A 19094-nucleotide genomic window follows, 5' to 3' on the forward strand; every position below is an offset into this window, starting at 1 on the left:
ACCTCACGCACCCCGCTCCGCGGCCGTGTCCGGTGGCTCGGCGAGGGTTTCGGCGAGCCGGCGCAGCGCGGTCCGCAGCCGGGTCTTGGCGGTGCCTTCGGGGATGCCGAGCTCGGCGGCCACCTGCCGGTAGCTGTGTCCGGCGAAGTACGCCAGGTGCACGGCCTGGCGCTGCGGCAGCGGGAGTTCGGCCAGCGCGGAGTGCAGCAGGAGCGCCCGCTCCATGTCGACCACGGCCTCGTCGGGGCCCGGTCCGGGTGCGGGGATCGCGTGCAGCGCCGCCTCGTCCGCGGAGGCCGCCTTGCGGTGCCGCTCCTCGGCGCGGACCCAGTCGACGGAGCGGCGGTGGGCGAGCATCGACAGCCAGGTGCGCAGGGTGCCGCGCTGCGGATCGTAGGTGTACGGGCGCGACCACAGGTGCGCGAACACCTCCTGCGCCACGTCGTCGGCGGCGCCCGGCACATGCGTCACCCGCAGGGCGATGCGTCTGACGAGTCCGCCGTAGATGTCGTACGCCGCGGCCAGGGCGGACTCGTCCCCGTACACCAGACGCCGGTGCACTTCGGCGTCGGTCGGCGCCCGACTGTTCTCCACCGGCACCGCCTCCTCCCGCCCTTCCTAGCGCCTGCGAAGGTCGTTAGGAAGGGTGCGTGGCCGAGTCGGGCGGGGCCGGTGGCCCGGTCGGCTACGCGAGCAGGGCGAGGAGCCGGTCGACGTCCTCGGCGGAGTTGTAGAGGTGGAAGGAGGCCCGCAAGTTCCCTGCGCGGTCGGAGAGTTCGATGCCCGCCGCGCTGAGCTCCGGCTGCCGGGCGCCGAGTCCCGGCACGGAGACGATGGCCGAGCCGGGGGCGTCGACCGGGGTGTGGCCGCGCTCGGCCAGTCCCGCGCGGTAGCGGTCGGCCAGGGCGGTGTTGTGCGCGTGCACGGCGGCCACGCCGAGGTCCTCGATCACCTGGAGGCCGTGCCGTGCGGCCACGTACGCGTAGAGGCTCGGGCTGATGTCGAAGCGGCGTGCGGAGCGGGCGTACTCCGTGACCGGGCCGTAGCAGCTGTCCCAGGGGTGCTCGCCCGCCACCCAGCCGGCCAGCAGCGGGTGGAGGGAGGCGAACAGCTCCTGGTCCTCGGGGGCGATGAAGAAGGTGATGCCGCGCGGGCAGAGCAGCCACTTGTAACCGACGGCCACGGTGTAGTCGGCCTCGGCGACCGGCAGCCAGCCCGCCGACTGCGAGGCGTCCACGAGCGTACGGGCCCCGTGGGCGCGGGCCGCCGCCGTGAGCGCGGTCAGGTCGGCGAGCCGGCCGTCCGCGGACTGGACCGCGCTCGTCGCCACGAGGGCGGTGCCGTCGCGCACCTCGTCGGCGAGCGCTTCCAGCGGCACCGTACGGATCTTGAGGTCGCGCCGCAGGTGGAAGGGGTTGACGAGGGAGGCGAAGTCGGCCTCGGGCAGCAGGACTTCGGCGCCCTCCGGCAGCGACGCGGCGATGATCGCCGCGTACTCCGTGACCGATGAGCCGAGGGCCACGCGGTGCATGGGAACGCCCGCGATCCGGGCGAACGCCGCCCGCGTGGCCTCCAGGTCGCCCCACATGTCGGTGGGGCGGCCGCCGGCCGCGGCGGCCAGGGCATCCTGCAGCGCGCGCACCGCGGGCTGCGGGAGCAGCCCGAAGCTGGCGGTGTTGAGGTGGGTGGTGGCCGGAGCGAAGAGGCTGGGCGCGAGAGGATTCATGGTTCCACTCTGCGCGGGCATCAACTCCCCGTCCATTGCGGAGATTTGCACGATGCCTCTAAGCACCTCTTATGCATGGGCGCCCACCAGCGTGGATACGGCCGGTGGGCGCCCTCGCGGTTTGTGCGCCGGGCGCCGGGGTCAGGCCTGCGGCACCGCGCACCCGTCCGGACCGCAGGCGTCCGCGCCGCCCTGGTCGATCACCTTGAGCGGGGAACGCTCGCCCCAGGCCTGCTGGAGCGCCTGCGTGAACACCTCGGCGGGCTGGCCGCCGGAGACGCCGTACTTGCGGTCGAGGACGAAGAACGGGACGCCGGTGGCGCCGAGTTCGGCGGCCTCGCGCTCGTCGGCGCGTACGTCTTCGGCGTACGCGTTCTCGTCGGCGAGGGTGGCGCGCGCCTCGGTCTCGTCCAGGCCGGCCTCGACGGCGAGGGTGATCAGGACCTCGGAGTCGAAGACGGAGCGCTCCTCGGCGAAGTTCGCGCGGTAGGCGAGGGAGAGCAGCTCGTCCTGCCTGCCGCGGGCCTTGGCGAGGTGGAGCAGGCGGTGGATGTCGAAGGTGTTGCCGTGGTCGCGGCCCTCGGTGCAGTAGCCGAGGCCCTCGGCGTGCGCGTTGGACGCGACGTGCTCCTCCATGGCGCGGGCCTCGTCGAGGGTGCGGCCGTACTTCTTCGCGAGCATGTCGATCACCGGGGCGGTGTCGCCCTTGGCCCGGTTCGGGTCCAGCTCGAAGGAGCGGTGCACGATCTCGACTTCGTCGCGGTGGGTGAAGGCGGCGAGCCCGTCTTCGAAGCGCTTCTTGCCGATGTAGCACCAGGGACAAGCAATATCCGACCAAATCTCGACGCGCATTGTTTCTCCAGGTCAGGGGCGGGGGTCGCTGAATACGTGAACGTTGAACCGGTCCGGTTCATTCCGCGGCAGCGGCCGCCTCCGGCGGCACGGTGCTCCGCCGCACCGCGGCGGTTGAGAGTTCCGGGGGCTGACGCCCCCGGGCCCCCGGCGGGGTGGGCAGGCGGCGCCAGGCGCGGTGGGCAGGGGCCTGGCAGGCCGGATGCGTCAGGCCACCCCGGCGCCCAGCCGGCTGAACTGCGCCCGGTACGCGCTCGGCGTCAGGCCCGTCCGCCGCACCACGTGCTGCCGCAGGGAGTCCGCCGTGCCCAGGCCGCACGCCCTGGCCACCTGGTCCATGGGGAGGGTGGTGGTCTCCAGGAGTTCCTTGGCGCGTTCGATGCGCTGGTGCAGGAGCCACTGCAGCGGGCTCACGCCCGACTCCGCGTGGAAGCGGCGGGTGAGCGTGCGCACGCTGACGCCCGCGTGCCGGGCCAGGTCGGTCAGGGTGAGCGGCTGGTCGAGGCGGCGCATCGCCCAGCCGCGGGTGTCGGCGCAGGCGGTGCCCCGCTCGGGCGGCAGCGGGGTCTGCGTGAACTGGGTCTGCCCGCCCGGGCGGACCGGGGCCACCAGCGCGAGCCGCGCGACGGTGTTGGCCGCGGCCGCCCCGTAGTCGCTGCGGATCATGTGCAGGCACAGGTCGATCCCCGCCGCGTACCCGGACGAGGTCATCACCTGCCCGTCCTGCACGTAGAGCACATCGCCCTGCACATCGAGCGCCGGGTACCGCTCGCGCAGTTCCTGGGTGAGCTGCCAGTACGTGGTCGCCGAGCGGCCTTCGAGCAGTCCGGCCTCGGCGAGCACGAAGGCGCCGCTGCAGATGGAGGCGATGCGCAGGCCCCGCGTCGCGCAGTGGCGTACCGCATCGACCGTGCGCGGGTCGGGCAGGTAGCGGTGGCCGGTGCCGGCGATCAGGACGGTGTCGGCCTCGTCGAGCGCGTCGAGGCCGCGCGGCACCTCCAGGGTGAGGCCGCCGGTCGTGGTGATCGGGCCCGGTTCCGGGGTGCAGACCACCACCTCGTATCCGGGAAGGCCGTCGATCTCGACCTTCTCGAAGAGCATCTCGGGGATCGCCAGGTTGAACATCGACACGGGTGAGGGCGCGACCACGACGATGCGGTGCGGGCGCGGGACCGCCGGGGACGGCTGCCGGGACGTCATGGCCAGAACCTCCGGATGCATGGCAATCAGGCCACTACTGTACGCCCGCGGTGCTCGCCAGGCTGGGGGTATGCCTCTTGAGACCGCACTCCGGACAAGGGCCGGGCGGCCCGGCGCGGACCGTCCCGCGCGCCCCCACTCCCCCGCGCTCACCCTGCTCGCCGCCCTGCTCGGCTTCTTCCTCATCACGCTCGACGTGTCCGTGGTGAACGTGGCCCTGCCCTCGATGGCGGACTCGCTCGGCGCCGGGATGACCGGACTGCAATGGGTCGTGGACGCGTACACCCTGGCGCTCGCCGCCCTGATGCTGTCGACCGGCGCCTTCGCGGACCGCATCGGGGCGACGAAGGCGTACGGGATCGGCGTCGCGCTGTTCACGGCGGCGTCCGTGGCCTGCGGTCTGGCTCCGGATCTGGCCACCCTGGCGGGCGCCCGGGTCGTGCAGGGCGTCGGCGCCGCGATCGTGCTCCCGGCCTCGCTGGCGCTGGTGCGCCGGGCCTTTCCGGACGCGGCCCGGCGGGCCCGCGCGGTCGCGGCCTGGGCGGCGGGCGGTTCGGCGGCCACGGCGTTCGGTCCGGTCGCGGGCGGTGCGCTGACCACGGCCTGGGACTGGCGCGGGATCTTCTTCATCAACGTGCCGTTCGGCCTGCTCGCGCTCGCCCTGCTGGTGCGGGCGCCGGTCTTCGAGCGCCGCCGTACACCGCTGGACCTGCCGGGTCAGGTGAGTGCGGCGGTGGCGCTGACCGCGCTCACGTTCGCGGTGATCGAGCGCGGTACGGCGGGTGCGGTCGCCGCGGGGGTCGCCGTGGCCGCGGCGGCGGTGTTCGTCCGGGTCGAGCGGCGGCAGGAGCATCCGCTCGTACCGTTCGGGCTGTTCCGGAACCGGACGGTCGCCGTGATGGTGGCGACGGGGGCCGCGGTGAGTGTGGCGTTCTACGGGATCGTGTTCGTGTTCAGCCTCTTCTTCCAGCAGGTGCAGGGGCGTTCGGCGCTGGCGGCCGGGCTCCTGTTCCTGCCGATGACGGGGCTGATCGCGGTGTCCAACATCGTCGCGGGCAAGCTCTCCGGGCGGTACGGGCCGCACCTTCCGATGCTGATCGGCCAACCCCTCGCCGTGGCGGGCCTGTTGCTGCTCCTGCTCGTCGACGCGCAGGACTCGGCGCTCACGCTCGCCCTGATCCTGATGCCGCTGGCCGTCGGCTCCGCCCTCACGGTGCCGCCGCTGACCGCCGCGATCCTGGACGCCGTACCGGCCGAGCGGGCCGGTCTCGCAGCGGGCGTGCTCAACTCCGCGCGCCAGGTGGCGGGTGCGCTGAGCGTCGCCGGGTTCGGCGTGCTGATCTCGGGTGCGCTCGGCACGGATGCGTTCGTGACCGGTCTGCACGCGAGCGTGCTGATCGCCGCGGTGTTCATGACGGCGACGGCCACGGCTACGGCACTGCTGCCGCGCCGCGGCCGGTGAACTGCCGTGCGGACGGGGCCAATTGACGCCCGCTCGCACCCTGACCGACGAACAGCCGGGCGGGCGGGCGCAGTCGGCCCCCGCCCTCCGCGTGCCGTCGGCTCAGCTGCCCTCCGCCCGCTCCCCTTCCTCGCGCCGCCCGTCCACCACGCGCGGCAGCCCCAGCGGGTTGTCGTCGCGCAGTTCCGGCGGGAGCAGGGCCTCGGGGGTGGTCTGGTACGCGACCGGGCGCAGCCAGCGCTCGATCGCCGAGCCGCCCACGGAGGTGGAGGTCGAGGTGGTGGCCGGGTAGGGGCCGCCGTGCTGCTGGGCCGGTGCGACCGCCACGCCGGTGGGCCAGCCGCCGACGAGCACCCGGCCCGCGAGCGCGGTGAGTTCGGCGAGCAGGGCGCCGCCGCGGCCCTCGGGGTCCTGCCCCTCCGTCTCGGACAGGTGCAAGGTCGCGGTCAGGTTGCCCGGCAGGCGCGACAGTACGGCGCTGATCTCGGCCTCGTCGTCGTAGCGGGCCACGACGGTGACGGGGCCGAAGCACTCCTCCAGGAGCAGGTCGTGCGCCCCCTCCTCGGCCAGCCGGGAGGCGTCCACGGTGAGGAAGCCCGCGCCGACCGAGTGCTCGCCGCCGGCGCCCGGCGTGACCGGCGCCTCGACTCCGTCGAGCGCGGCGCGCGCGGCGACCCCGGAGACGAAGGCGTCGCGCATCCGGTGGTCGAGCAGCACCCCGGCGTCGACCTCGCTGACCGCGTGCGTCAGTTCCTTGAGGAGCGTGTCGCCGTTCGGGCCCGCCGGTACGAGGACGAAGCCCGGCTTCGTGCAGAACTGGCCGACGCCCAGGGTCATCGAGGCCGCGAGGCCCGCGCCGATCTGCTCGGCGCGCTCGATGGCCGCGGCCTCGGTGACCACCACGGGGTTGAGCGAGCCGAGCTCGCCGTGGAACGGGATCGGGTGCGGGCGGGCGGCCGCCGCGTCGAACAGGGCGCGCCCGCCGCGTACGGACCCGGTGAAGCCGGCCGCGGACACCAGCGGGTGCTTGATCAGCTCGACGCCCGCCTCGAAGCCGTGCACCAACTGCACGACGTCCTCCGGGAGTCCGCACTGCGCGGCGGCGCGGCGCAGCACCGAGGCGCACAGCTCGGAGGTGGCCGGGTGGTCCGGGTGGGCCTTGACCACGACCGGGCAGCCGGCTGCAAGGGCGCTCGCGGTGTCGCCGCCGGGGACGGAGAACGCCAGCGGGAAGTTGGAGGCGGCGTAGACGGCGACGACGCCGAGCGGCACCTTGTAGCGGCGCAGGTCCGGCCACGGCGGGGTGCGGGAGTCGTCGGCATGGTTGATCACGATGTCGAGGAACGCGCCCTCGTCGACGATGTCGGCGAAGGAGCGCAGCTGGAAACTGGTGCGCGCCAGCTCGCCGTTGAGCCGGCCCGGGCCGAGCGCGGTCTCCGCGTCGGCGGCCTCGACGACATGGGCGGCGGACGCGTCGAGCAGGTCGGCGGCGGTGCGCAGCAGCGCGGCGCGCACGGTGCGGTCGGCCAGTGACTCGCGTACGGCATGGGCCGCGCGCACCACGCGGTCGATCTCCTGCGCTGTGGCCTCGACCGCAACCTGCTCACGCGGCTTCCCCGTACGGGGGTCGACGCTCCAGACTTGTGCTGCTGCCACGACCGGTCCTTCCAGATGTCGGGGGCGGCCGGGATTCTTGGCGCAGAACCCTGCCGCCCACCAGGGCTGTTCGATATGCTGAACGCCGTCTCCGAATGTGAATCGCTTCGGAGGCTATGCGCAGGCGAACGAAGGGGTCAAGGGCGATGTCGGCAGCCGACACCGGTGGGGCACAGGTCAAGTCCGCTGTGCGGACCGTGGAATTGCTCGAGTACTTCGCGGGCCGGCCCGGGATGCATTCGCTCGCCGCGGTCCAAGAGGCCGTCGGATACCCCAAGTCCAGCCTCTACATGCTGCTGCGCACGCTGGTGGATCTGGGGTGGGTGGAGACGGACGCGACGGGCACGCGGTACGGCATCGGCGTGCGCGCCCTGCTCGTCGGCACCTCGTACATCGACGGCGACGAGGTGGTGGCCGCGGCCCGGCCGACCCTCGACCGCCTCTCCGACGACACCACCGAGACCATCCACCTCGCGCGCCTGGACGGGGTCAATGTGGTGTATCTGGCGACCCGTCAGTCCCAGCACTACCTGCGCCCGTTCACGCGCGTGGGCCGCCGGCTGCCCGCGCACTCCACCTCGCTCGGCAAGGCCCTGCTCGCCACGCACACCGACGAGCAGGTCCGCAAGATGCTGCCCGAGACGCTCGCGCCGCTCACCGAGCACACGATCACCGACCGCGAGCAGCTGATCGAGGAGCTGCACCAGATCCGCGAGACGGGCATCGCCGTGGACCGCGAGGAGAACACGCTCGGCCTGCGCTGCTTCGGCGTCGCGATCCCGTACCGCACGCCCGCGCGGGATGCGATCAGCTGCTCCGTGCCGGTCGCCCGCCTCACCCCGGGCCACGAACAGATGATCAAGGACGCGCTCTTCGACGCCCGTGACCGTCTGACGCTCGCCACCCGGAGGCTCTGACCATGGATCTCGTGCTCCGTCCCGTCCACCCGAGCGACATCCCGGTCTTCTTCCGCCAGCAGAACGACCCGGAGTCGATGCGCACCGCCGCGTTCGTCTCGCCGAAGGCGGGCGACTGGGAGGAGTTCGGCGCCCACTGGTACCGCATCAGCGCCAAATTCCATGTGCGTACGGTGCTGCTCGACGGTGATGTGGTGGGCAGTGCCGCCGTGTACTGGGAGCCGGAGGGCGACCCGGAGGTGACGTACTGGATCGACCGCGCGTACTGGGGCCGCGGCATCGCCACGGCGGCGCTGCGCGCCCTGCTCGCCGAGTTCACCGAGCGTCCGCTGCGGGCCCGCGCCGCCGCGGACAATGCGGGGTCGATCCGCGTCCTGGAGAAGTGCGGCTTCACGGTGACCGGGCACGACCGGGGCTTCGCGCAGGCGCGGGGCGAGGAGGTCGACGAAGTGGTGCTGCGCCTGGACGCGTGAGCACGCGGGCGGGCTGCGCGCCGCGTGCCGACGCCGCGTACCGACGCCGCGTGCCCGCGCATCCACCCGCCGGGCCCCCTCGTCTCCCCCGCGCGGCGGAGGCGGATCGTCGCCGCGCAGGACGGCACGGCGGTCTCCGGGCGGGAGCTTGGTGTCATGACGACGACACCGCTCACCTCTGCCGCACCCGGCACCCCCGCGACCGGCCGCGCGCTCAAGGCGTTGCGCGCCCTGGCCATCGCCGCGTGCGTTCCGTATCTCTCGCTCAAGCTGGTGTGGATCTCCGGGGGCCGGACCGGCATCCCCGACGGCAGCGCGCTGCTCGAACACCGCACCACGATGCTGGTGGCCAACACGGTCACGGTCCTGATGGACGCCTGCGTGATCGTCCTCGCGCTGCTGCTGACCCGGCCGTGGGGTCTGCGGGTGCGCTCCTGGCTGCTCACCGTGCCGATGTGGGCGGCGACCGGACTGCTCCTGCCGATCATGACCGGGTTCCCGCTCCAGCTCCTGATCCGGGTGTCCGGCGGGAGCGTGCGGACGCAGACGGCGAAGGAGCCGTTCCTCGACGGCTGGGTGTTCTCGGTGGTGTACGGCGGGTTCATCGTGCAGGGCCTGGCCCTCGGCGCGCTCTTCGCGGCGTACGCGCGTCGGCGCTGGGGGTACGTGTGGCGAGGGCGGATCGCGGATCTCGCGTCGGACGCGGGGCTCTCGCCGGACACGGGCGGGCGGCTGCTCGCGTGCGCCGCCACCGTGTGCGCCGTCCTGCCCGTGACCGTGCACCTGATGTGGGCGTTGGGTGCGGACACCGGACTGAACACGGCGACGGCGGACAACCGCGCCGGTGACTACTACGCACTCGAGGCGATGAACGCCCTGTACCCGCTCGCGGCCGTGACCGGCGCCCTGCTGCTCACCTTCGGGTGGGGACGCCGGCTGCGACTGCGGCTGCCGCTCGGACTGGTGTGGGCCGGCTCGGCCGCCACCGCGTGCTGGGGCGGCTGGCTGCTGCTCGGTTCGGCCGGTGCCGGTGATGTCGCCGAGCAGCCGACGGGGCTGATGGTGCTGACCTACGCTGGGGCTGTGATCACCGGCCTGCTCGCGCTCTCGACCGGCGTACGCCATGCGCACCGGCGCGCGGCACAGCACCGGGCCGGCGGCGGTCTCCGCTCCTCCGCACCGGCCTCGCTCGCCGGGCCGTCCGAGCCGACCGCATGACCGCGCGCACGCTCGCCAGGGCGCTGCTCGGCCGCCGGGCGCGGCTGCGCTGGGTCCATCTCGTCCTGGGCGGCGCCCTGTTGATGCCCTTCTGGCTCGTGGCCGCGCTCGTGGTGCTGCCGGTCGCGGGCGGCGGGAACGCCTTCCTCGGCAGCTCGGTCGCGGCCCAGTTCGGGGCGTACGCGGTGGCGCTTCCCCTGGCCTGGGTGGCCGGGCTCTTCCCGCTGGTGCGCCCGCTGTCCGTGGGCATGGCGCGGGCGCTGTGCGGCGTGGACGGTGCGCGGTTCGCGGACGGTCCGGCCCGGGGCGGCGCCGCACGCCGGCGTACGGCGGGCTGGTTCACGCTGCATGTCGGGGTGGGCGGGATCCTCAGCGGCATGCTGCTCGCGCTGCCGCCCTTCGCGGTGAGCGTCATGCTGCTGCCGTTCGCGCCGGGCCTGCGCGACTGGCTGCGGCTGCCCGCCTCGCTCGACACCGCGTGGGCGCTGGCGCTCGCCCCGTTCGCCGGGCTCGCGATGCTGCTCCTGCTGGCGCTCTGCGCCACGGCCGCCGGTGCGCTGCTCGCCCGGTGCGCGCCGGTCCTGCTCGGGCCCACCCCGGCCGACCGGCTCGCCGCCGCCGAGCAGCGCGCGGCGGAACTGGCCGTGCGCAACCGGCTCGCCCGCGAACTGCACGACTCCGTGGGCCACGCCCTCAGTGCCGTCTCGCTGCAGGCGAGCGCCGCCCGCCGGGTGCTCGACAGCGACCCCGCGTTCGTACGGGAGGCACTGGCCGCCATCGAGGACACGACACGGCGCACCGTCGGTGAACTCGACGCGGTCCTGGGCCTGTTGCGCGAGGGCGACACCGCCGCGAAGGCACCGGCGCCCACGCTCGCCGATGACCTGCCCGGGCTCCTCGACCGCACCCGCGCCACCGGCACCGCCGTCACCGCGCAGACCGGCGTGGACGCGGCGGCCCTGCCCGTGCTGGTGTCCCGGGAGGCGTACCGGATCGTCCAGGAAGGCCTGGGCAACGCGCTGCGGCATGCGCCGGGCTCGCCCGTGGACCTGAGGATCGCCGTGTCCGGCGACGAGGTGGAGATCGTGCTGGAGAACCCGCTGTCCCCCGGCTCACCGGCCGCGTCGGAGGGCTCCGGGCCGGGCGCCCGTCCCGGCTCCCTGACCGGCTCACCTGCCGGCTCCCGGTCCGGCGGCGGTCACGGCCTCGCGGGCATCGCCGACCGGGCCCGGCTGCTCGGCGGCAGCGCGAGTGCCGGGCCGTGCGGCGGGCCCGGGGAGGCGGGTTGGCGGCTCGCGGTGCGGCTGCCGCTCACCCCGAGCGGCGGCGGCACCCGGTGACCGGGCCGGCCGCGCCGCTGCGCATCGCGCTCGCGGACGACGAGCGCATGGTGCGCACCGCGCTGCGCGTGATCCTCGACGCCGAGCCGGACATGGAGGTGGTCGGCGAGGCGGAGAACGGGGCCGAGGCCGTGTCCCTGGTGCGCGCGCTCCGTCCCGACGTGGTCCTGATGGACGTCCGGATGCCGCAGATCGACGGCATCCGCGCCACCGAGCAGATCCTCGCCTCGGCGTCCGCGCGCCCGGCCGAGCCGCACGGACCGTCCGGGCCCCCGTCCTCCTGCAGACCCACCGCACCCCGCATCATCGTCGTGACCACCTTCGAGAACGACTCGTACGTCTACGACGCCCTGCGCGCCGGAGCCGCCGGCTTCCTGCTCAAGCGGCTCGACGCCGACCAACTGGTGCAGGCGGTGCGCACGGTGGCGGGCGGCGACTCGCTCCTGTTCCCGGCGGCCGTCCGCAGCCTCGCGGCCGCGCACGCGACGCGGAACCGGCCCCGGCCGCCATGGGTGGCGCGGCTCACCGAGCGCGAGGCGGAGGTGCTGCGCCTGATGGCCACCGGCCTGACCAACGCGGAGATCGCCGGCCGCCTCGGCGTGGGGCCCGCCACCGTCAAGACCCACGTGGCCGCCGTCCTGGCGAAGACCGGGGCGCGGGACCGGACGCAGGCGGTGATCGCGGCGTACGAGGCGGGGTTCGTGGGGACGTAGACGCTCCGTGCTCGCGTGGTACCGGACCGCAGCCGGACCGCGGCGGAAGATGAAGGGTTCCTGTGAATCCCGCCACGGGCGGAACGTTCCGCTCCGGCCCGTTCGTCCTTCTTGACGATGAACAAGACGATCAGACGCATCTCGGTCTTCACGCTGCTCCTCGTGCTGTCCCTCCTGGTCAGAGCGACCTGGGTGCAGTTCTACGACGGGCGTGCCCTCGCCGACAACAAGCACAACCGGCGCGGCACCATCGACAAGTACGCCTACCCGCTGGGCGGCATCATCGTGGGCGGCGAGGACATCACCGGCTCCGTACGCACCAAGGGCGGCGACCTCAAGTACAAGCGCACGTACAAGGACGGCTCGCTGTACTCGGCAGTCACCGGCTACAGCTCGCAGGTGTACGGAGCCACCCAGCTCGAGGGCATCTACCAGGACGTCCTCGACGGGACCGACACGCGTCTGAAGAACCCGCTCGACACGGTCACGAACAAGCGGGCCGACCCGGGCGACGTGGTCACCACCATCGACCCGGCCGTGCAGAAGGCCGCGTACGAGGCGCTCGGCGACAAGAAGGGCGCCGCGGTCGCCATCGACCCGAAGACCGGCAAGATCCTCGGCATGGTCTCGACGCCCTCGTACGACCCGTCGAAGATCGCCGGTTCCACGGACGGCGACGCCTGGAAGCAGCTCTCCGAGGACAAGGACAAGCCGCTGGTGAACCGGGCGATCCGGCAGCCGCTGCCGCCCGGCTCCACCTTCAAGCTGGTGGTCGCGGCGGCGGCCCTGGAGGACGGGCTGTACGAGTCGGTGGACGTGCCGACGAACAGCCCTTCGCCGTACACGCTGCCCGGCACGCGCACCACGCTGCCCAACGACATCCCCTCGGCGCCCTGTGAGAACGCCACGATCCGCACCGGCCTGCGCTACTCGTGCAACAACGTCTTCGCGCAGATGGCCGCGGACCTCGGCCAGGACAAGGTGAAGGCGATGGCCGAGAAGTTCGGCTTCAACGACAAGGAGCAGGACGTCCCGGTCCGCGCCTCGCAGAGCCTGTACCCGTCGGGCATGGACAAGGCGCAGACCGCGCTGTCCGGCATCGGGCAGTTCGACGTGACGGCCACCCCGCTCCAGATGGCCATGGTCTCGGCCGCGATCGCCAACGGGGGCACGCTGGTCGACCCGCACATGGTGGCGCAGGTGCAGGACTCGGACGGCTCGGTCCTGGAGAGCTTCGAGGACGCCGGCAGCTCGCGCATCCTCAGCGAGTCGGTGGCCGGGCAGCTCCAGTCGGCCATGCAGACGGTCGCCGACCAGGTCGGCGCCAACGCGAAGGTCCCCGGCGCGACGGTGGGCGGCAAGACGGGCACCGCCCAGCACGGCGTCAACAACGAGGGGACGCCCTACGCCTGGTTCACCTCGTACGCGAAGGGCGGCGACGGCAAGGAGGTCGCGGTGGCCGTGATCATCGAGGACTCCGGCAAGGCACGCGACCAGATCAGCGGCACGGGCCTGGCGGCCCCGGTCGCGAAGGCGATGATGCAGGCGGCGCTGAAGAGCTGACCGCGGGCGGGGCGCGGTCGCCGGCACGGGCTCGGGCCCGGGCACCGGTGACCGCACCCCGCCTGCCGCTACTTCACGCCGAGCAGCTGCTCGATCGGGTCGATCGCGAAGTAGACCAGGAAGAGCGCGGCCGCTCCCCACAGCAGCCAGTGGACCTCGCGCGCCTTGCCGAGGACCGTCTTGATCACCACGTACGCGAGGAAGCCCGCGCCGATGCCGTTGGTGATCGAGTAGGTGAAGGGCATCACCACGATGGTGAGGAACGCGGGGATCGCCAGGTCCCAGCGCTCCCAGTCGATGTGCCGCACCTGCGCCATCAGCAGGAACCCGACCGCGACCAGGGCCGGGGCGGCGGCCTGTGCGGGCACGATCAGGGCGAGCGGGGCGAAGAACAGGGCCAGGGCGAACAGACCGCCGGTGACGAGGTTCGCGAAGCCGGTGCGGGCGCCCTCGCCGACGCCGGCCGCGGATTCGATGTACGAGGTGTTGGAGGACGCGGAGGCCGCACCGCCGGCCACGGCGGCCGCGCCGTCGATGAGCAGCACGCGGCCCAGGTTCGGCACCTTGCCGTCCTCGTCGAGGAGCCCGGCCTCGCTGGAGATGCCGACGACGGTGCCCATGGTGTCGAAGAAGTCGCTCAGGAGCAGCGTGAAGATCAGCAGCACCAGGGTGACCGCGCCGACCTCGGAGAAGGCGCCGAAGGGACTGAAGGCGCCGATCAGGCCGAAGTCAGGGGTGTCCACGATCTCGTCCGGGATGCCGGGCACCGTCAGTCCCCAGGCGGCGGGCGCGACATCGGCGATCTCGTTGATGACCACCGCGACGACGGTGGTGGCGACGATGCTGATCAGGATCGCCCCGCGCACCTTGCGTGCGAGCAGGGCCACGGTGAGCAGCACACCGAGGCAGAACACGAGGATCGGCCAGCCCGCGAGCCGCCCCGCGGCGCCGAGCTGCACGGGGACCGAGCCGGTGTCGCCGGGGATGCGGGTGGCGAAACCGGCGTCGATGAAGCCGATGAACGCGATGAACAGGCCGATGCCGACACTGATCGCGTATTTGAGCGCGGGCGGAATGGCGTGCATGACCGCCTCGCGCAGCCCGGTGACCACGAGCACGCAGATCAGCACGCCCTCGACGAACACCAGGCCCATCGCGTCGGGCCAGCTCATCTGCGGTGCGAGCTGGAAGGCGACGACCGCGTTCAGACCGAGTCCGGCGGCGAGCGCGAGCGGCAGATTGCCGCCGACGCCCATGATGACCGTCATGACGGCGGCCACCAGGGCGGTGGCGGTGACGAGTTCGGCGCCTTCGAGCCGGTTGCCGAACTTGTCCTCGGTGGTGCCGAGGATGATCGGGTTCAGGACGAGGATGTAGGCCATCGTGAAGAACGTGGCGAAGCCGCCGCGTATCTCACGCCCGAAGGTGGAGCCGCGGTCGGTGATCCGGAAGAAGCGGTCCACCGGGTTCACCGGCGGCGGCTGCGGCGGTGTCGCGTCGGCCTTCGCGCCTGGCTCTCCTGTGTGTGACACGGCGTTGCTCCTGAGGGGTCAGGGTGCGGGTGTTGGCTGGATTGTTCCCCTGAGTCGGCCGGTTCAGGTTTTCGCCGTGTTACGGATTGGGGGTCAACTCGGCTGCTGCGCCTGCCGGTTGCCCACGTCGTACGTCACGCCCTCGCGCGCGAAGCCGGTGGGGCCGCCGAAGACCGCGGCGGCGCGGGAGGCCGCTGCCGCCGGGGTGAGCCCGGGCCCGACATGGCTGACGAGCAGCTCCCGTGGCCCTGCCGCACGCGCCAGCCCGCCCGCGTCCTCCGGGGTGAGGTGCAGCCGCAGGCCCGGTCCGTGCCGGTCCAGGTACGCCTCGGCGAGCAACAGGTCCGCGCCTTGGGCGAGTTGGGTCAGCTCCGGGCCCGGCCCGCTGTCGCCCGTATACGCGAGGACGGCGCCCTCGTACGTGATCCGGGCGCCGTATGCCTCGATGCCGTGCGGCACGGCGTGGCTGACCAGGACGGCGCCCCCGAGGGTGAGCGTCGCGCCGTCCGCGAGCGCGTGGAAGGCGAACACGTCGGCAAGGGGCCCGAGTTCCGGCTTCCCGTAGAACCCGGCGAGGCGCCCGGGCGCGGCGGCAGGGGCGTACACCGGGATCGGGCGTCCTGTGCGCAGCCCGCCGTCGGAGATCCCCGCCTCGGCGGCGATCAGGTCGGCCCAGTGGTCGGAGTGCAGATGACTGATCCAGATCGCGCTCAACTCGCCCGGGTGGACATGCCGTTGCAGCTCGGCGAAGGTGCCCGGCCCCGCGTCCATCCACACCGTGGCCCCGCCCGCCCGCACCAGGTAGCCGGAGCAGGGGCGGCCGGGCAGCGGGTGCGGGGCCGCGGTGCCGAGCGGGGTCACGGAGAACGTCATCGGGCGAGGCTAGCCCGGGACGGGACCGCGGGCCGGGCGGGCCCCGCGCTCAGTGCGCGACCCAGCCCGGGTCGCGCCCGCCGAGACCGAGGGTCCGGTCCAGGAGCGAGGCGGTGGCCGGGACCGGGACGATCGGGCCGAAGAGGCCTTCCCGCTCGGGGCCGTCGGGGGTGGCGGCGACCATGTCGTACGAGACCTTCAAGCAGGCCGGGTCGGGGTCGTAGGCCTGGCCCGTGGCGCGGGCCAGATCCCAGCCGTGCAGCACGAGTTCGTTCATGGCGACCTGGCCCGCGACGGCCGCCGGCAGGTCGACACCACCGGCCTTCGTGAACCCCTCCCAGGCGGCGGGGTCCTGCCAGGACTCGGCGAGCTCCGCGAGGTTCTTCGCCAGCTCCGCCCGCCAGCCCGGGCCGATGTCCGAGCCCTCCACGTCGGGTGCGCTGTCGGCGGCGGGCCCGAACTCCTTGCGCGCCGCGTCACGGAACGCCGCGGCCAGCCCCACGATGTGCCCGAGCAGATTCCGTACCGCGAGCGCGGGACAGGGCGTGGGCAGGTCCAGCTGCGCGTCGGTGACGCGGTCGGCCAGCTCGGTGACGAGCCGGGTCTGGGCACGGAAGTCGATGGGGCTCATGCGCACTCCTCAGTTCGCCGGGACGGTCACCCGGGCGTACAGGGGTGACTGCCGGCGGGCGCGAAACTCATCGGCGGACGCACCTGGGCCGCCCCCGGGCCGGGGGGCCGCGCGCCACGGCCGCGAGCGGACGGCGGAGAGGACGGGCGGATGGCGAGGGAGGACGGGGAAAGGGCGGATGGGGAGAACGGGGCAGACGGTCGGGAGGGCCAGGCATGACGGGGCGGTTGAGGCCTGACGCCGGGAGAACCGCCACAGGCGGTGGAACGGACGGGCGCAGGACGCGGGACGGACAGGCGCCGACGACAGGCCGAACGGACGCACCAGGCGGGACGGACGACCGCGGGCGACAGGGCGAAGGGGCGCGGGCGGCAGGCGGGCACGCCCCGCCCGTGCTCCCGCGCGCCCACCCTGAGCCACCTCCCCTCCTCATCTGAGGTCCTGAATAGGGCACCTGCCTTACGCGCGCCACCGCGCCCCGGACCAGCCTTGCCTCATGTCATGGACCACAGCCCGCGTCCTGCGCGACCGCAACGCAAGTCTCTATCTGGGCGCCGTCGTCGTCTCCGGCTTCGGCTCCGCCGCCCTGTGGCTGGCCGGCGGCGTGTGGGTCAAGGACCTCACGGGGTCGAACGCGCTCGCCGCCCTCGCCACCTTCGCCCTGTGGCTGCCGGCCCTCGCGGGCCCGCTCCTGGGCACGCTCGCGGACCGCGTGCCCCGCCGCCCGCTCCTGATCGGGACGAACCTCGGTATCGCGGTCCTGCTCACCTCCCTGTTCACGGTGGACTCCGCCGGTCACCTCTGGATCCTGCTCGCCGTGCTGCTCCTGTACGGGGCGGGCGGCGTCGTCCATGACGCGGCGGAGGCCGCGCTCGTCGCCGCCGCCGTCGACAAGGAGCTGCTCGGCGACTTCAACGGGCTGCGCATGACCGCGAACGAGGGCATGAAGCTGCTCGCCCCGCTCGCGGGCGCGGGCCTGTTCGCCGCGTACGGCGGAGCGGCGGTGGCCCTGCTCGACGCCGTCACGTTCGCGGCGGCGGCCGGCCTGTACAGCCTGCTGCGCGTGCGCGAGGAGCCCCCGGCCCCGCCCGCGGACGGCTGGTGGCAGCGCACCGCCGAGGGCGCACGCCATCTGTGGGCCCATCCCGTTCTGCGCCCGCTGGCCTTCACGGGCGGCTTCACCATGCTGCTCTCTGGGGTCAACGGCGCCCTGATCTTCGCGGTGGTCGACGAGGGACTCGGCCACTCCCCCGCCTACACGGGCGCGCTGTACGCGGTGCAGGGCGCCGGTTCCGTGGCGGTCGGCCTCGTCTCCGGCCCGCTCCTGCGCCGCCTCGGCGAGCGCACCTTCGCCGCCGCGGGCCTCGCCCTGTTCTCGGTGGCCGTGGCGGGCCGCGCCCTGCCCTTCGACGCGGTGGCCCTCGTGTGCAGCGCGGCCATCGGCGCCGGTCTGCCGTGCGTGCTCATCGCCGTGCTCACAGCGGTGCAGAAGCAGACGCCGGACGCCCTCCTGGGCCGGGTCGCGGCGACGGCCAACACCTTGGTGTACGCACCGACCGCCGTGGCGCTCGGCCTGGGCGCGGGCCTGGTCGCCGTGGCCGACCACCGTCTGCTCCTGGTCGCGCTCGGCTGCGCGGGTCTCATCGGCGTCCCCGCCCTGATGCGCAGCGGGCGCGCGGTCGAGGTGACGGCGTAGCAGACCGTTGAACCGTTGAACCGCTGAACCACTGAACCGCTGAACCACTGAACGAGCAGATCACGGCGGTGCGGGGCAGGGGCGCGCGAGGCGGTTCGGGGTGTGGGGAGCGGGGAGACTTTCCCCACGCGGTGTACCGGGCTCACAGCAGGCTCTAAGATCCCCGAAAACTTCAATCTCGTACATGAGTCCAGGAACACACCGCACGGATCCCGCCGTCTGGAGTCTCGATGACCGCTCAGTCCGAAGTTTCCGAGGTACTGCCCCGCCCCCGCAGCCTCTCCGAAGTGAACGGCTGGTTCCGGGCCGTGGACCAGACCCTCTTCGACTGGTTCCTGACCTACCAGAAGGAGCGCGGTCAGCAGGGCGATCTCCTCGAGCTCGGGGCCTACCTCGGCAAGAGCGCCATCCTGCTGGCCCACCACCTCGGTGAGTCCGAGCGGTTCACGGTCTGCGACCTCTTCGACTCGCCCGCCCCGGACGACCACAACTCGCGCGAGAACGACAAGTCGTACGCGACCCTGACCCGCCGCGGGTTCGAGGCCAACTACCTCTCCTTCCACCCGGAACTGCCCACGATCATCCAGGCGCCCACCTCCGTCGTCACCGACGAAGTGGCCGCGCACAGCTGCCGTTTCGTGCATGTCGACGCCTCTCACCTGTACGAGCACGTGCGCGGCGATGTGATCGCCACCCGTGAACTCGCCACGCCGGACGCCGTCGTGTCCTTCGACGACTACCGCTCGCCGCACTGCCCCGGCGTCGCCGCGGCCGTCTGGGAGGCCGTGGCCAACGAGAAGTTCAACCCGGTCTGCGTCACGGAGAAGAAGCTGTACGGCACCTGGGGCGACCCGGAGCCGCTGCGCGCCGCGCTGCTCGCCTGGCTCGGGACGCGGTCCGACCTGCCGTACGAGGTGCAGCAGGTGATGGGCCACAGCCTGGTGAGAGTCGACGGCGGCAAGGCCAAGGCGCCCAAGCTGCCGGTGTCGAAGTGGAAGGCCCTGCCCGCCCCCGCGAAGGGTGCCGCGCAGCCGGCCGGGGCCAAGCCGGCCGCCAAGTCCGCCGCGCCGCGCACCACTTGGCGCAAGCTGGCGAAGGATCTGCTGCCGCCGCTGGTCACGCGGGCGATCGTCGCCCAGCGCGCGCGTCGCCGGGCGGCACGCTGATCCCTCGTCCCCAGCGGCCGGCGCCCGCAACCTCTGACGGCCCCCCACTGCAATCCCGTTCCCCCCAGCCGCGCAG

General features: G+C 73.2%; 17 protein-coding genes. 9 read left to right on the plus strand and 8 right to left on the minus strand.

What is annotated here, in order from left to right:
* Positions 1 to 3 precede the first annotated feature (3 nt).
* The 4 genes from BLT97_RS26900 to BLT97_RS26915 all read right to left on the minus strand — a co-directional run bounded on the left by BLT97_RS26900 (position 4) and on the right by BLT97_RS26915 (position 3778).
* On the minus strand, positions 4 to 600 hold the full coding sequence (locus BLT97_RS26900) for a sigma-70 family RNA polymerase sigma factor (protein ID WP_093614612.1): 597 nt from the start codon (positions 598 to 600) through the stop codon (positions 4 to 6).
* 85 nt (positions 601 to 685) lie between these two features.
* On the minus strand, positions 686 to 1762 hold the full coding sequence (locus BLT97_RS26905; RefSeq protein WP_093614614.1) for an aminotransferase class V-fold PLP-dependent enzyme: 1077 nt from the start codon (positions 1760 to 1762) through the stop codon (positions 686 to 688).
* 105 nt (positions 1763 to 1867) lie between these two features.
* Positions 1868 to 2578 carry a DsbA family oxidoreductase gene (locus tag BLT97_RS26910; RefSeq protein WP_093614616.1) on the minus strand — a complete coding sequence of 237 codons (711 nt, stop codon included), beginning with the start codon at positions 2576 to 2578 and terminating at the stop codon, positions 1868 to 1870.
* 207 nt (positions 2579 to 2785) lie between these two features.
* Entirely contained in the window at positions 2786 to 3778 is a 993-nt protein-coding gene (locus tag BLT97_RS26915) for a GlxA family transcriptional regulator (protein WP_245769563.1), read from the minus strand.
* Positions 3779 to 3848: 70 nt separating this feature from the next.
* On the opposite strand from BLT97_RS26915, the gene BLT97_RS26920 reads away from it, so the two are divergent.
* Positions 3849 to 5240, plus strand: a complete 1392-nt coding sequence (locus tag BLT97_RS26920) for an MFS transporter (RefSeq protein ID WP_245769564.1) — start codon at positions 3849 to 3851, stop codon at positions 5238 to 5240.
* Between the two features lie 102 nt (positions 5241 to 5342).
* On the opposite strand, the gene BLT97_RS26925 is transcribed toward BLT97_RS26920, so the two are convergent.
* Positions 5343 to 6896: an aldehyde dehydrogenase (NADP(+)) gene (locus BLT97_RS26925; RefSeq protein ID WP_093614620.1), complete on the minus strand. Its 1554-nt coding sequence runs from the start codon at positions 6894 to 6896 to the stop codon at positions 5343 to 5345.
* Positions 6897 to 7042: 146 nt separating this feature from the next.
* Here BLT97_RS26925 and BLT97_RS26930 point away from each other — a divergent pair, with 146 nt between their 5' ends.
* From BLT97_RS26930 to BLT97_RS26955, 6 genes are all read left to right on the plus strand, one after another.
* A complete protein-coding gene (locus BLT97_RS26930; protein ID WP_093614622.1) occupies positions 7043 to 7813 on the plus strand; it encodes an IclR family transcriptional regulator in 771 nt (256 codons plus the stop codon).
* Positions 7814 to 7815: 2 nt separating this feature from the next.
* Positions 7816 to 8286 (plus strand): GNAT family N-acetyltransferase, encoded by a 471-nt coding sequence (locus BLT97_RS26935; protein WP_093614624.1) that lies wholly within the window; start codon positions 7816 to 7818, stop codon positions 8284 to 8286.
* Positions 8287 to 8442: 156 nt separating this feature from the next.
* A complete protein-coding gene (locus BLT97_RS26940) occupies positions 8443 to 9504 on the plus strand; it encodes a hypothetical protein (RefSeq protein WP_176953903.1) in 1062 nt (353 codons plus the stop codon).
* A complete protein-coding gene (locus tag BLT97_RS26945) occupies positions 9501 to 10844 on the plus strand; it encodes a sensor histidine kinase (protein WP_093614626.1) in 1344 nt (447 codons plus the stop codon). The genes BLT97_RS26940 and BLT97_RS26945 overlap by 4 nt, the downstream gene beginning before the upstream one ends.
* A gap of 47 nt (positions 10845 to 10891) precedes the next feature.
* Positions 10892 to 11557 (plus strand): response regulator, encoded by a 666-nt coding sequence (locus BLT97_RS26950; RefSeq protein WP_245769570.1) that lies wholly within the window; start codon positions 10892 to 10894, stop codon positions 11555 to 11557.
* A 117-nt stretch (positions 11558 to 11674) separates the two neighbouring features.
* Positions 11675 to 13120 (plus strand): peptidoglycan D,D-transpeptidase FtsI family protein, encoded by a 1446-nt coding sequence (locus tag BLT97_RS26955; protein ID WP_093614630.1) that lies wholly within the window; start codon positions 11675 to 11677, stop codon positions 13118 to 13120.
* Positions 13121 to 13188: 68 nt separating this feature from the next.
* On the opposite strand, the gene BLT97_RS26960 is transcribed toward BLT97_RS26955, so the two are convergent.
* From BLT97_RS26960 to BLT97_RS26970, 3 genes are all read right to left on the minus strand, one after another.
* Positions 13189 to 14652 (minus strand): NCS2 family permease, encoded by a 1464-nt coding sequence (locus tag BLT97_RS26960; RefSeq protein WP_093614632.1) that lies wholly within the window; start codon positions 14650 to 14652, stop codon positions 13189 to 13191.
* A gap of 93 nt (positions 14653 to 14745) precedes the next feature.
* Positions 14746 to 15525, minus strand: a complete 780-nt coding sequence (locus tag BLT97_RS26965) for an MBL fold metallo-hydrolase (protein WP_093614634.1) — start codon at positions 15523 to 15525, stop codon at positions 14746 to 14748.
* A gap of 49 nt (positions 15526 to 15574) precedes the next feature.
* On the minus strand, positions 15575 to 16156 hold the full coding sequence (locus BLT97_RS26970) for a TIGR03086 family metal-binding protein (RefSeq protein WP_093614636.1): 582 nt from the start codon (positions 16154 to 16156) through the stop codon (positions 15575 to 15577).
* Positions 16157 to 16652: 496 nt separating this feature from the next.
* Here BLT97_RS26970 and BLT97_RS26975 point away from each other — a divergent pair, with 496 nt between their 5' ends.
* Both BLT97_RS26975 and BLT97_RS26980 read left to right on the plus strand, forming a co-directional pair.
* Entirely contained in the window at positions 16653 to 17852 is a 1200-nt protein-coding gene (locus BLT97_RS26975) for an MFS transporter (protein ID WP_093614638.1), read from the plus strand.
* A gap of 230 nt (positions 17853 to 18082) precedes the next feature.
* On the plus strand, positions 18083 to 19018 hold the full coding sequence (locus tag BLT97_RS26980) for a class I SAM-dependent methyltransferase (protein ID WP_093614640.1): 936 nt from the start codon (positions 18083 to 18085) through the stop codon (positions 19016 to 19018).
* Positions 19019 to 19094 lie beyond the last annotated feature (76 nt).

The sequence above is a fragment of the Streptomyces indicus genome (assembly GCF_900100315.1).
GTDB lineage: Bacteria > Actinomycetota > Actinomycetes > Streptomycetales > Streptomycetaceae > Streptomyces > Streptomyces indicus.

What these genes read in the sequence shown, in the direction of transcription:
- BLT97_RS26905 (WP_093614614.1), bottom strand. Translation starts at nt 1,762, where the DNA reads ATGGACGGGGAGTTGATGCCCGCGCAGAGTGGAACCATGAATCCTCTC.
- BLT97_RS26910 (WP_093614616.1), bottom strand. Translation starts at nt 2,578, where the DNA reads ATGCGCGTCGAGATTTGGTCGGATATTGCTTGTCCCTGGTGCTACATC.
- BLT97_RS26915 (WP_245769563.1), bottom strand. Translation starts at nt 3,778, where the DNA reads ATGACGTCCCGGCAGCCGTCCCCGGCGGTCCCGCGCCCGCACCGCATC.
- BLT97_RS26920 (WP_245769564.1), top strand. Translation starts at nt 3,849, where the DNA reads ATGCCTCTTGAGACCGCACTCCGGACAAGGGCCGGGCGGCCCGGCGCG.
- BLT97_RS26930 (WP_093614622.1), top strand. Translation starts at nt 7,043, where the DNA reads ATGTCGGCAGCCGACACCGGTGGGGCACAGGTCAAGTCCGCTGTGCGG.
- BLT97_RS26935 (WP_093614624.1), top strand. Translation starts at nt 7,816, where the DNA reads ATGGATCTCGTGCTCCGTCCCGTCCACCCGAGCGACATCCCGGTCTTC.
- BLT97_RS26940 (WP_176953903.1), top strand. Translation starts at nt 8,443, where the DNA reads ATGACGACGACACCGCTCACCTCTGCCGCACCCGGCACCCCCGCGACC.
- BLT97_RS26945 (WP_093614626.1), top strand. Translation starts at nt 9,501, where the DNA reads ATGACCGCGCGCACGCTCGCCAGGGCGCTGCTCGGCCGCCGGGCGCGG.
- BLT97_RS26950 (WP_245769570.1), top strand. Translation starts at nt 10,892, where the DNA reads ATGGTGCGCACCGCGCTGCGCGTGATCCTCGACGCCGAGCCGGACATG.
- BLT97_RS26955 (WP_093614630.1), top strand. Translation starts at nt 11,675, where the DNA reads ATGAACAAGACGATCAGACGCATCTCGGTCTTCACGCTGCTCCTCGTG.
- BLT97_RS26965 (WP_093614634.1), bottom strand. Translation starts at nt 15,525, where the DNA reads ATGACGTTCTCCGTGACCCCGCTCGGCACCGCGGCCCCGCACCCGCTG.
- BLT97_RS26970 (WP_093614636.1), bottom strand. Translation starts at nt 16,156, where the DNA reads ATGAGCCCCATCGACTTCCGTGCCCAGACCCGGCTCGTCACCGAGCTG.
- BLT97_RS26975 (WP_093614638.1), top strand. Translation starts at nt 16,653, where the DNA reads ATGTCATGGACCACAGCCCGCGTCCTGCGCGACCGCAACGCAAGTCTC.
- BLT97_RS26980 (WP_093614640.1), top strand. Translation starts at nt 18,083, where the DNA reads ATGACCGCTCAGTCCGAAGTTTCCGAGGTACTGCCCCGCCCCCGCAGC.